This is a genomic window from Streptoalloteichus tenebrarius, assembly GCF_024171885.1.
Classification (GTDB): domain Bacteria; phylum Actinomycetota; class Actinomycetes; order Mycobacteriales; family Pseudonocardiaceae; genus Streptoalloteichus; species Streptoalloteichus tenebrarius.
On the sequence record NZ_JAMTCP010000043.1, the window covers coordinates 1 to 11899 of the forward strand.

Sequence of the window (11899 nt, forward strand, 5' to 3'; positions counted from 1 at the left end):
CCTCTCACGGTGCGGGCCAGGCCGCCCGCGGACCCGGCCCGCGCTGGTCGTTGCGGACAAGGGCTACTCGTCCACGAAGATCCGCTCCTCCCTGCGCAGGCGAGGCATCACAGCGGCCATCCCGGAGCGGATCGACCAGATCAACGGCCGTCCGCGCAGGGGTGAGAGCAGATGCCGGCTCGACCGCGTGGCCTACCGGCGTCGCAACGTCGTCGAGCGCTGCTTCAACCGGCTCAAGCACAACAAGGCCCTGGCCACTGGCTATGACAAACGAGCCCGGCATTGTCAGGCCATGGTCACTCTCGCCTGCCTACGACTCTGGCTGCCCTGACTTTGCGGACAGGTCCTAGGATGCGCGGGCCGCGAGGTGACGTGCGGCCGCCGCCCGCGCGGTGGAGCGCACCACCTGGTTCTGCCACAGGACCAACACCGGCGGGATGACCAGCTCGATGCCGATGAACGCCACGAGCAGGGCGTGCGGCACCCCGACCGCGGCCACCGAGACCAGACGGGCGAGCCCGCCGAGGAAGACCGCCGCGCAGACCCCGCGCACCGGTCCCGTGGCCGACTCCACCCTCGGGACCGTCCACAGGAGAACGACCCCGAGCGACAGCCAGATCGACGCGAAGAAGCGGTAGTGGTTGTCGACGTTCACCACGACCTCGGGACTGCCGGGCAGCACGGCCGGCCCCAGCGCGATGTCGGCGGCCCCTGACCCGACCACGAACAGTCCGAGCAGGACGAGGACCACCTGGAGCGCTCGTCGGGATGCCATGCGCGACCTCCTTGTGCGGAGTGGAGCGAGAGCCTCGGGCGCCTCGCCTGAGGACGCCCCGGGTCAGGCCGGGACGGGGGCGGGCCGGCGCGCGGCGACCAGCGCGAGCACGCCGAGCACGAGCAGCGCCCACGCCCCGGTGGCGGGGAAGGAGACCAGGCACAGCGGCACCCCGAGCAGGAGCAGGAGCCAGCCGACCTGGGCGGGCAGGCGCCCGGTGGACCGGACGACGTGCTGGGTGAGCACGCCCAACGCGAACAGGGCGAGCCCGCCGGCCAGGAACCAGACCGCGGAGTGGCGGGCGTCGTAGTCGGCCGAGCCGTGGTCGACGACGCTGCGGAAGAACCCGTCCCGCAGGATCCCCGGCCACGCGTCGTCGGTGAGGGCGATCGCCACGTGCGCCACGGCGGCGACGATCATCAGGCGGGGCACCCAGCGGGTGAGGGCGTTCACGCGTTCCTCCTCGGTTCGTCCGGCAGCAGCCGCATGGCCATGGCGTAGACGTGGCGCATCTCCTCGGCGGAGATCGGCGGGACGACCTGCCGGGCGCCGACGAGCACCAGGTACATCAGACGGGCCACGGACGTGGCTTCCTCCGCGTCGATCCCGGCCGTCACGCACAGGTCGCGGAGGTACTCGGTGCGGCGGCGGTCGACCCGCTCCTGGGCCGCGTTGGCCTCGGCGTCCTGGAGCGCCCACGCCCGGAACGCCACGTCCAGCGAGGTGGAGAAGTCGCCGTGGGCGAGCGCCAGGTTCAGCAGGTGGTCGAGCCGTTCCCTCGGCGACCCGCCGGCCCGCTCGACCACGTCGATGAAGCTCGTCGTGTACCGGGCCTCGAAGTGGTCGAGCAGGGCGGCCCGGAAGGCCCCCATGTTCCTGAAGTGGTGGTAGAAGGAGCCCTTCGTCAGTCCGAGCCGGCCGCTCAGCCGCTCGATCGTCAGCGCCTGGGCCCCGTCCTCCGCGAGTGTCGCGAGGCCCGCCTCCAACCAGTCCTGCCTGCTCGCCACGCACCCCACCTGTTCGCCGTGCGGATCTCGATCTCGGCCGTACCGTACCGTACGGTATGGCGCGTGGGTGGCCGTTCCGTGGTGACCCTGACCACCGCTTTCGCCGAGGCTGAGCAGGGCCGTCCGCGTCGCTGGCGCGGCCTGTCGCGTTGGCTCCTCAGGGGAGCGGGGGAGGTGTGGCCGGGGCGAGCCGCCACAGGGTCGTGACCTCGGCGGAGCGGGCGAAGTGCAGGGGATCGCGGGGATCGGCCGCGCGGCCGTGGCGGGGCCGGGCGTCCGTCCTGCCCACGACGCGCAGGCCCGCCCGTCGGATGGCCTCCGGGAGTTCCTCCCCGTCCCGCAGGCCGAGTCGTTCGGCGAGGTCGGACAGGATCAGCCAGCCCTCGCCGCCGGGAGCCAGGTGGTCGGCCAGGCCGTCGAGGAAGCCGAGGAGCATCCGGCTGCCCGGGTCGTACACGCCATGTTCCAAAGTGGACGTCGGCGTGGCGGGGAGCCAGGGCGGGTTGCACACCGCGACCGCGGCGCGACCGGGCGGGAACAGGTCCGAGGACACCACCTCGACCCGGTCGGCGAGGCCGAGGCGCGCCATGTTCTCCCGCGCGCAGGCCACGGCGCGGGGGTTGGTGTCCGTCGCGACGACCCGGTCGATCCCGCGCCGGGCCAGGATCGCCGCGAGCACACCCGTCCCGGTGCCGACGTCGAACGCGGTGTACGGCTCGCGCGTCGACTCATCTGTCCATAGTGGACTTACAAGGGGTAGTGGCGCCTCCGCCACGAGATCCAGGTATTCGCCGCGCGTGGGGGAGAAGACGCCGTAGTGCGGGTGAATCCTGTCGCCCAGAGCGGGAACCACGACTCCCCGCCCGCGCCACTCGCGCGCGCCGATCACGCCGAGCAGCTCCCGCAGCGACGTCACCGAAGGTCCGTCCGGCGGCCCGTAGGCGTCGAGGCAGGCGCGTCGGACGTCGGGAGCCCGACGCAGGGCCACGCTGTGGTCGTCCTCCAGCGCGACCAGCAGCATGCCCAGGACGCGCGCCCGCCGGCCCCTGGCCTGGCGAACGCGGTGGAAGGTCTCGGTGGGGGTGGCCCCTGGCCGGGGCGGTCTGCGGTCGACCCTGCGGGCCATCGCCCGCAGGAGCTGACGCGCGTTGGGGAAGTCACCGCGCCACAACAGCGCGGTTCCCTCGCAGGCGAGGCGGTAGGCCGTGTCGGCCGGCATCCGGTCGTCCGCGACGACGACCCTGCGGGGAAGGGGAAGGCCGGTTTCGGACCGCCAGCGGGCACGGCGCTCGACGCCGTCCTCGATCCACCTGATCTCGGGCACGCGGGCTCCTCGTGATCACACGTCGACAGGGGAACGCGGACCACTTCCACGCGGGGAGCGCGACGCCCGGCGGCTGGCCGGGGAGGTCAGAGGACGAGCGGCTCCCGCGTCGAAGTGGGCGTCGCCGGATCGCCGAGGACCATGCCGAGTGTCACCGCGCCCACCTCCCTGGAGGAACCGTCGTCCGACCCTCTCACGGCGGTCGCCCGCTCACCAAACCGGTTCGCTCCGCCGTTCGTGGCGTTTCCGGCGAGGTCGCCGACGGCTTGCTCCTTTCGGCGCAACGCCGCCTTCGCGTGAAACGTCTCCGGTTCGTGAGATCGGTCCGTTTCGCCGTCGTGCAGTTGCTGCGCTTCGCGTGGCTGGAGGCCCGCTGCTGCGCCTTCGCCGTCGCGATGTTCGCCGGCCTTGCACTGTCCACAGTGGTCAGTCTTCCCGTGCCGCGCTACGACGCCCTCCTGCTGTACGGGCTGCTCGTCACCCTCGTGTTCTGGCTCGTCGGGCTGGAGACGACGCGCGAGATCGCGGTGGTCGCGGTGTTCCACCTCATCGGCCTGGCCTTCGAACTCGTCAAGGTGCGCCTCGGCTCGTGGGCGTACCCGGAGCCGGCGCTGACCAAGATCGGCGGAGTGCCGCTGTACAGCGGGTTCCTCTACGCCGCCGTGGGCAGCTACGGCTGCCAGGCCTGGCGGCTGCTCCGCCTGCGCGTGTCCTTCTACCGCCCGGTGGCCACCGCGCTCGTCGCCGCCGCGATCTACGTCAACTTCGTCACCCATCACTGGCTGCCCGACCTGCGGTGGCCGCTGGCCGCGACGCTGGTCGCCGTGACCTGGCGCGCGTGGGTGCACTTCACCGTCGGCCCGCGCCGCTACCGGCTGCCGCTGTCCCTGTCCTTCATGCTGGTCGGCTTCTTCCTGTGGGTCGCCGAGAACGTCGCCACGTTCTTCGGCGCGTGGCGCTACCCGGACCAGGCGGTGGTGTGGCGGCTGGTGCACCCCTCGAAGTTCGGCGCGTGGGCGCTGCTGGTCAGCGTCGCCTTCGTGGTGGTTGCGACCTGGCAGGCCCGCCGCGGGCGTCTCCGGCCGGACCCCGCCGACCTTCCGTCGCGGATCCGCCCGGCAGGTGACCAGGAGGGCGGCGCCCCGCCGGAACGCCTGGCCGCCTGACCGTGCCCGCCCTCCACGGGCGAACGGGGGCGTGCCCCTCCTGGTGTCCCGCCGGGCAGACCGCGTGCACCAAGGGGCAGCGATGCCCTCCCACCGGGGATATCCCTCCCGAGCGTCTTCGATCATGGCCGTGTCCACCTCGGTCGGTGCGGGCCGAGGTGCGGCATCGGACATGTCGTGGTGTCTCGGCTTGGGGAGAAGAGCGGTGGAGGACGGGGCACGGGGTCCGTCGGCGACGGTGGCGCCGGGCGCGCCAGCGGTGCCGGCTACGGCCGGGGTCGCGTTGCGCGGCGCGATCCAGCAGGTCGAGGTGCTGCGGCGGGACATCGACGCCGGCCGGCTCGCGCTCGACCCCGCCGCGGGGGAGCAGCTCAGGACCGCCCTGCGGGAGCAGGTCGACCTCGCCGACGCCTGGCTGGAGCGCGCGCGGGGCATGGCCCGCCGGGTCCCCCTCGGGCGCAACCCGGTCGGCCAGGCGATGGCGGAGAAGTTCGAACGGCGCGCCGAGGGCACGGACGAGTCGTGCGTGGCGGTGCTGGAGCAGTACCGGCAGGTGCTGGAGGACGCGCACAACGCGGTGGCCGACGCGATGCGGCACTACCGCGAGGTGGAGCAGTCGCACGTCGAGAGCTTCACGCGGCTGGCGTGATGAGGTGGCGAACGCTTGTGCCGTTCCTGGCACTGCTGGCCACGGCCTGCTCGTCCAGGCAGGGAGCCGAGTTGGCCGGCCCGGCGACGACGCCGACAACGACGTCGGCGTCGTCGTCGCCGGGCTCCGCCTCCTCGTCAGCGCGGCCGGGCTCCCCAGCGTCGGCCGCGCCGTCCGCGGTGTCCGTTTCGGACACCGACCCGTGCGCCCTGGTGGACCCCGCCGTGGTCGCCGAGCTGGGGCTGCCGGCCGGCCGGCGGGGGACCTTCGGCGGCAAGCCGGAGTGCCAGTTCAGGGCGGGCGGCGCGACCGGCGGCCGGGTCATGGTCGACCCGGGACCCGGCGCGGGACTGGACCAGCTCCGGCCGCGCTCCGGCGACGAGGTCACCTCGCTGGACCTGGCCGGTCGACCGGCGCGGCAGGAGGCCGCCCCGAACCAGCGGACGTGCAGCGTCCTGGTCGCGTTCGGGTCGGAGGCGTCGGTGACGGTGGACATGTCCACCCGCTCCGCCGGTGAGGGACCGCCGGCGTGCGAGGTCGCGCGGAAGGTGGCCGAGTCCGTGGCGCGGCGGCTGCCGGGACAGGGATGACCGAGGAAGACGGGTGAGGAAGGCGTGGAGCCGCAGACCGGGCCGGTGAGGGAACCGGAGACGCTGCCGGGGCAGGAGGCCGTGCCGGCCCCGGGGACGCCGTCGGCGGCCGCGGTGTCGTCGGCGCCGGGCCAGGAGGCGACGGTGGCCGCCGACCTGGTGCTGACCGACAGCCCCAACTGGGCGGCGATGTCGCACCGCGAGCTGTACGACGCGGTGCACCACGGCAACGACCCCGGGCAGGCGTACTCGCTCGCCCAGGAGTGGACCGACCTGGCCACCGAGATGACCTCGTCCGGCCAGCTCCTCGCCCAGCGGATCAGCGGCACCGAGGCCGGCTGGCAGGGGCCGGCCGCCGACGCCGCGCGACTGGCCACGGTCCGGCTGGCCACCTGGAGCGAGAGCGCCGGGCAGACGGCGCACCAGATGGGCGCCAAGGTCGCCAACCAGGCGCAGATCATGGAGCAGGCGAAGGCGTCCATGCCGGAGCCCGTGGACTTCGACTACGACAGGGAGCTGGCGCGGTTCGCCCCGCAGGGCAACGGCGACCTCGCCAGCTTCCAGGCCGTCACCCAGGACCTGCGCGCGCGGCAGGCGGCGGCCCAGGCCGCGCACCAGCAGGCGGTCGACGTCATGGTGGCGATGGAGCAGCAGTCGCGGACCGTCGACGCGACCACCCCGTTGTTCGCGCCGCCGCCCGAGGTCGTGCGGCGAAATGATCGGACGCCGCTCGCTGCCGCCGCCGGCCAGGCGTCTCCCGCCGGTGCGAACGTGGAGTACGGCTCCGCCGTCGGCGCGTTCGGCGCGGGAGCCGCCGGGGTGCCGACGCTGTCCGACCAGGGCTCCGACGGGTCCGGCCGCCAGGACCAGGTCCCCGGCTACGCGGGCTACTCGGGCTCGGGTGACGCGTCCACGACCCCGCAGTTCACCGAGACGCCCCGCGAACCCGCCGGTGGCTGGTCCGGTGGCGGCGGAAGCGGCGGCTGGTCCGGGGGAGGCGGTGGCGGCTACTCCGGGCAGGAGACCCACCGCCCGCCCACCACCAACCCCGCGTTCACCCCCGGCACGACCGTGCCGTCGGGTGGGGGCGACCACGAGTGGACGCCCCGTCCGAAGTCGGGCCGACCCGACCCGTACGTCCCGCAGCCCAACCCGGGCCAGTACGTCCCCGGATCGGGCTCCTGGTCCGGCGCGGGGAACACGCCGCCCAACTACCCCGGCGTGCCCAACACCGGAGCGCCCGGTGGCAAGCCCGGCGGCGGTGGCGGCGGGGGAAGCACCACCAACCCGTGGCAGCCCAAGGGCGGGTACGGGCCGAAGGGCGGCGTGCCCACGCCGCCCGCGCCCGGCACGGGTTCCACGCCCGGTGGCGGCTCCACGCCCGGTCGGCCCAACCTCCCCAACTGGACGCCCGAGAGCGGAATGCGCGGTGTGACCAGCGGTTTCGGTGGTGGCGGCGGTGCCGGCGCACCGGCCGGAGGCGGCTTCGGCGGTGGTGGCGGTGGCGGGGGCTACCGGCCCGGCGGCGGGTTCGGCGGCTCGTGGGGCGGCCCGTCCAGCGAGGTGGCGCCGCGCGGCGGCTCCGCCCCGGTCGGCCCCGGCGGCAGCAGTGGCGTCGGCGGCCCGGGTGGCCGGCCGACCGGCTTCGGCCCCACCGGCTCGTCCACGTTCGGGCCATCCGGCGGGTCGTCGACCACCCCGGTGGGTGGCGGCATGGGCGCCGGCGGTCACGGCGCGCGGGGCGAGGAGGACAAGGAGCACCGCACGCCCGGCTACCTCAAGGACGACGACCTGTTCGGCACCGACGCCGACCGGCTGCCGCCCTCGGTGATCGGCGTGACGTTCAAGAAGCGGAACTACCACGAGAAGCCGCGCGACAATGGCTGACCACGACTTCACCCTCACCACCCGGGCGTGGGACATCCTCTGGCGGGACCGGGAACTCGGGCCGATGCCGTACCCGGTGGACGCCCCGAGCGTCGGGCGCACCGTCGCCGAACGGGCGACGCTGCGCGAGGAGGTGCACGCCGACCTCGCCGACCAGGGCCTGATGAGCCGGGGCCGGCTCGACGTCGACCTCGACGAGCTGATGCGCGCGCTGGCGACGGCGGACCTGTTCGTCGACGCGGTCGGCCACGTCGGGTGGCCGCTGCGCGCGGTGGCCGCCAGCACCGGCGCGACGGCCGTGCTGGCCGTGCTCGACGGGGACCGGGTCGGCCTGTCGGCGATCCGCCCGACCGGCCTGGCCGGCGCCGTGGTCGACCTGGTGCCGGACCGCCCCGCCGGCCCCGGCGCCGCGATGACCGTGCCGTTGGCCGCGCTGGCCAGGGCGGTGGGCGAGGACGTCGACCCCGACGACCCGTTCGCCGACCCTGACGAGGACGAGCGCCAGGCGCTGGTCAGGGCCGGGGTGCCGGCGGCGCGGGCCGAGGAGCTGCTCGACCTGGCCGCCGCCAGGACCGGCGGGGGCCAGGTGGGGGTGAGCCGGGTCGGACCCCACGGCGGCGGCGCGCGCCGGCACGGCCCGCTGGTGAGCTGGTTCGACACCGACCGGGGCCGCTACCTCGCGGTGCCCGACGGCGACTGGCTCAGCATCGCGCCCATCGACAACGCACGGCTGGCCGCCCGCGTCGACGACCTGCTCGTCGGCGCGCGGGGCTGAGGCGGGAGAGCACACGACCCATGACCAACCCGGACACCCAGCGGTGGCTGGCCGACTTCGAGGGCACCCTCGCCGACCTGCGGCAGAAGTCCCAGGCGCTGGAGGAGAACATCGCGGCGGCGGCCACGACCGTCAGCTCCCCCGACGGCTCGGTCACCGTGACCGTCGCGCCCAACGGCGGCCTCCAGCAGCTCGTGCTCGGCCACCGGGCCTGTGAGCTGGGCCCGGCCCGGCTCACCGCGCTGATCATGCAGACCGTCCACAAGGGACAACGGCTGGCCGCGCACAAGGTGGCCGAGGCGTTCGTCCCGATGGGGGCGGGCACCGAGGCGATGGGCATGCTGACCAGCCACCTGCCCGAGCTGGACGAGGACGACGAGCGGCTGCTGGAGGCCGAGCAGGCCGGCCAGTCGGCTCCGGCCGGCTCCACCCCGCCCCCGCTCCCGCCGCACGGCGCGCCCGGCGCGCCGGCCCCGGCTCAGGCCCCGGCGTCGCAGCCGCCGACGCCCCCGCTTCCGCCGTCCCAGCCCGTGCCGCCGTGGTCGCCGGGCCTCGGCGCGGCCACGCGGGGCAACGGATTCCCGCCCCCGCCGCCCTCGGCAGGGCCGGGCGCGGCCGGTCGTCCGCGACCGCAGCAGCCGGTGCAGGACGACGATGACGACGACGTCGACCTGTGGTGATCACAGTCCACTGTGGAGGGGAATGCGGTGGCCGTCCCCGGAAGGGGCCGTCCTCCGGAGGGGGACGGCCACCGCGCCACAACGTGTTCCACTGTGGACAGACAAACGGGACTGACGGAGCGGAGCCCCTGAGGCGCGGCCCGGCCGCGCTCCCCGGCCTACTCCGGCTCGCGCAGCGCCTCGGCCAGCGCCGCCCGGCCCGGCACGCCGAGCTTGCGGTACACGCTGGTCAGGTGCATCTCGACCGCCCGCAGGCTGACCACCAGCTCGGCGGCGATGTCCTGGTTCGTCGCGCCGCCCGCCGCGCGCTCGGCCACCAGCCGCTCGGTCCGCGTCAACGCGGCGGGGCCGCTGCGCCGGGGACCTCGCGGCCGGCCGCCGGCGGCGACCAGCGCGGCCCTGGCCCGCTCGGCCAGGGGAGTGGCGCCGCACCGCGCCGCCAGGTCCATCGCGGTCCGCAACACCTCCCGCGCCTCCCTCTGCCGACCCCGCTCCGCGTGCAGCCGCCCCAGGTCCAGCGTCGCCCCCGCCGCGTCGAGCTGGGCGCCGGCCCGCTCGAACAGGCCGACCGCCTCGGTCAACAGCTCCTCGCGGCGCTCGGCCGGCGAGGTCATGGCCACCGACCACAACGCCCGACCCATCGGCCGGGGACTGCCCCAGCGCCGAGCCGCGACCAGGTCCGCCTCGGCCACCTCCCGCGCCCGCTCGTGCTCGCCGAGCGCCAGCAACACCGGGACGGCGGCCGCGCGCCAGTCGTTGGCCGCGGGGTTCTGCCGGTCCCACAGCGCACCCAGCCGACCGGCGTCCGTGACGTCCCGCAGCGCCCCGTCGAGATCACCCCGGGCGGCCAGCACCCGACCCCTGGCGATGAAGTACCCCTCGCACGCCCACGTCTCGCTGACGCTGTCCTCGGGCAACGGCGTGCTCGCGTGCTCCCACGCCTCGTCCACCCTGCCCTGGTCGAGCAGCGTGTCCACCAGCACCCGCAACGGCAGGCCCACCGCGGGACCCCACTGCTCGGCCGGCAGCACCTCCAACGCCGTCCGCGCGCTCCGCTCGGCCTCGGCCAGCCGACCCCGCCAGTGCAGGCTCGACGCCTGGGCCACGTGCAGCAACGCCTCGGCGAACCCGCCGCCCTGCGACCGCGCCTCGACCACCAGCTCGGCCAGCCAGCCGTCGGCCTCCTCGTACTCGTCGGCGCAGATCAGGGCGCTGACCGCGGAGACGAGCACCGCCAACGGCCCACTGCGCGGAATGCCCCCGGCCAACGCCGTCCTGGCCAGGTCCACGACCTCGTCCGCGCTGCTGGAGTACAGGTAGAACGCCGTCGCGATGCCGGCGAGGATCCGCTCCCCGCTGAGCCGGTCGGTGCGGGCAACCCCGCCCGCGCCCGGCGGCGCGTACCGGCTGCCCATCCAACGCCACTGGAGCTGGAGCGCCGCCTCGTCGTCGTACTCGGCCCAGTCCCGATCCGTCGGCGGGTCGGCCAACCGCGCCTGACGCAGGTGGCGCAGGCCGCGTCGGAAGTCACCGATCGCGAGCATCGGGTCGGTGTCGAACCGGGCCACGGCCAACTCGGCGAGCAGCACCGCCGAGGCGTGCTCCCCCCGCGACTCGGCGAGCGCGCGTTCCAGGAAGGTCACGGCCAACGCCGGCTCCCCGCGCCCCATGGCCGCCGACGCGGCCTGCCGCAGTTGCCGCACCGCCCAGGTCGAGCCGGTGACCGGGCTGCGCAACAACTGCTGCGCGACGGTCTCGGCGTCGCCGGCGGCGTGGGTGAGCGTGCGGGTGGCCCGCGAGAGCAGGTCGGCGCGGGCCGCCGGCTCCAGGTCGGCGAGCACCGCGTCCCGCAGCACCGGATCGGTGAAGGCCGCCGGCGAGGCCGACCGCAGCAGCCCGGCGGTGTGCAGGGCGTCGATCGCCCGCGCCGCCACCGACCGGCTCACCTCGGCCACCGCGGCGACGTCCTCGGTCGGCACCGGGTCCCGCAGGGTCGCCAGGGCGGCCAGCGCGGACGCCACGCGCGCGGTCGTCGCCGGCGCCCGGCGCTTCCACCACTCGACCACCCGGTGCACCAGCTCGTCCGGCGGCGCGTCCACACCGGCCACCCGTTTGCCGAGCCGGTCGACGATCTCGTGCACGAGCAGCGGGTTCCCACCGGTCACGCGGGTCAGGGGCGCCGCGAGCCGACGCGCCGTCGCCGCGTCAGCCCGGGTCGCCACCAGCTCCGCCACCGCGTCCTCGGGCAGCGCCGCCAACCGCAGGACCCGGCTCGCGCAGGACACCAGGTGGGCCAGCGGCTCGTTGCCCAGGTCGAACGGGGTGCGCACGGCGCACACCACCAGCAGCGGCAACGGCTCGGCGAGAGTGGACAGCTCCGCCAGCCACCGCAGCGACACCGGATCGGCGTGGTGCACGTCGTCGACGCACAACACCACCGGCCCGTTCCTGGTCAACTCGATGACGGCCTGCGACGCCGCCCACTCCTCCAGATGCCGGCTCGTCGGCTCGGAAGCCCTCAGCTCGGCGTCGCTCAGCTCGGAACACCCCGCGAGCAGGAACTGGTGGGCCACGACACCCGTGGTGTTCGCGTCGGTGGCCGTCGGCTGGCTGCGACGCACCGTCAGCCCGGCCGCCGCCCACTCCCTCCGCGCCGCCGCGAGCAACGCGGTCCTGCCCACGCCCGTGGGCCCCGCCACGAGGACGAGCTGCCCCGCGCCGCAGCGAGCCTGCGTGCCGGCCTCGGCCAGGACACGGAGCTCGTCGAGCCGACCAGCCAGAGGGGCGTGTCCTTCCGAGGTCCCACCGAGTCGGACGGCAGCCATGCCCACCCTTCACACGACAACAAAGATCGACAAGGCAGGCTACCTCACCTCTCGGTGACGACCTCGCCACCGAAGCATTAGGCCAGAGGGGGAGCGCCGAAAGTCTTCGGTACCCACTGTGCCGCGCTCCGCCTACCGTCGGACACGGCCGGCGACCACGCGTCACCACTGGTGGACCCCCGTGTTCGTCCGACCGTCCCAACCCGCCCGCACCCCCGCAC

Annotated in this window: 12 protein-coding genes; 7 read left to right on the forward strand and 5 right to left on the reverse strand. The window is 74.9% G+C overall.

Annotation, left to right across the window (positions count from 1 at the left end; all coding sequences use genetic code 11):
• Positions 1-331: transposase (locus LX15_RS26095; RefSeq protein ID WP_253672361.1), on the forward strand; the 331-nt coding region annotated here is incomplete at its 5' end.
• Between the two features lie 15 nt (positions 332-346).
• Here LX15_RS26095 and LX15_RS26100 read toward each other — a convergent pair.
• The 4 genes from LX15_RS26100 to LX15_RS26115 form a co-directional block, all read right to left on the reverse strand.
• Positions 347-775 (reverse strand): DUF4345 domain-containing protein, encoded by a 429-nt coding sequence (locus tag LX15_RS26100; RefSeq protein WP_253672363.1) that lies wholly within the window; start codon positions 773-775, stop codon positions 347-349.
• 63 nt (positions 776-838) lie between these two features.
• On the reverse strand, positions 839-1228 hold the full coding sequence (locus LX15_RS26105) for a DUF6463 family protein (RefSeq protein ID WP_253672365.1): 390 nt from the start codon (positions 1226-1228) through the stop codon (positions 839-841).
• The gene (locus LX15_RS26110) at positions 1225-1782 is read right to left on the reverse strand and encodes a TetR/AcrR family transcriptional regulator (protein ID WP_253672367.1); all 558 of its coding nucleotides are present in this window, start codon (positions 1780-1782) and stop codon (positions 1225-1227) included. The genes LX15_RS26105 and LX15_RS26110 overlap by 4 nt, the downstream gene beginning before the upstream one ends.
• 157 nt (positions 1783-1939) lie before the next feature.
• Positions 1940-3106 carry a methyltransferase gene (locus LX15_RS26115; RefSeq protein ID WP_253672369.1) on the reverse strand — a complete coding sequence of 389 codons (1167 nt, stop codon included), beginning with the start codon at positions 3104-3106 and terminating at the stop codon, positions 1940-1942.
• A gap of 314 nt (positions 3107-3420) precedes the next feature.
• Here LX15_RS26115 and LX15_RS26120 point away from each other — a divergent pair, with 314 nt between their 5' ends.
• The 6 genes from LX15_RS26120 (at position 3421) to LX15_RS26150 (ending at position 8853) form a co-directional block, all read left to right on the forward strand.
• Entirely contained in the window at positions 3421-4272 is an 852-nt protein-coding gene (locus LX15_RS26120; RefSeq protein ID WP_253672371.1) for a DUF817 domain-containing protein, read from the forward strand.
• Positions 4273-4477: 205 nt separating this feature from the next.
• Entirely contained in the window at positions 4478-4921 is a 444-nt protein-coding gene (locus tag LX15_RS26125; RefSeq protein ID WP_253672373.1) for a hypothetical protein, read from the forward strand.
• On the forward strand, positions 4921-5511 hold the full coding sequence (locus LX15_RS26130; protein ID WP_253672376.1) for a DUF3558 domain-containing protein: 591 nt from the start codon (positions 4921-4923) through the stop codon (positions 5509-5511). Before LX15_RS26125 ends, LX15_RS26130 begins: the two co-directional genes overlap by 1 nt.
• 24 nt (positions 5512-5535) lie before the next feature.
• Complete coding sequence (locus LX15_RS32715; RefSeq protein ID WP_308213522.1) at positions 5536-7398, forward strand: PPE domain-containing protein; 1863 nt, start codon at positions 5536-5538, stop codon at positions 7396-7398.
• Positions 7391-8173 (forward strand): ESX secretion-associated protein EspG, encoded by a 783-nt coding sequence (locus tag LX15_RS26145; protein WP_253672378.1) that lies wholly within the window; start codon positions 7391-7393, stop codon positions 8171-8173. Before LX15_RS32715 ends, LX15_RS26145 begins: the two co-directional genes overlap by 8 nt.
• Positions 8174-8193: 20 nt before the next feature.
• Positions 8194-8853, forward strand: a complete 660-nt coding sequence (locus LX15_RS26150; protein ID WP_253672380.1) for a YbaB/EbfC family nucleoid-associated protein — start codon at positions 8194-8196, stop codon at positions 8851-8853.
• Positions 8854-9011: 158 nt separating this feature from the next.
• Here LX15_RS26150 and LX15_RS26155 read toward each other — a convergent pair whose 3' ends face one another.
• Positions 9012-11678, reverse strand: coding sequence for an AAA family ATPase (locus LX15_RS26155; RefSeq protein ID WP_253672382.1), 2667 nt, complete (start codon positions 11676-11678; stop codon positions 9012-9014).
• Positions 11679-11899: the final 221 nt, after the last annotated feature.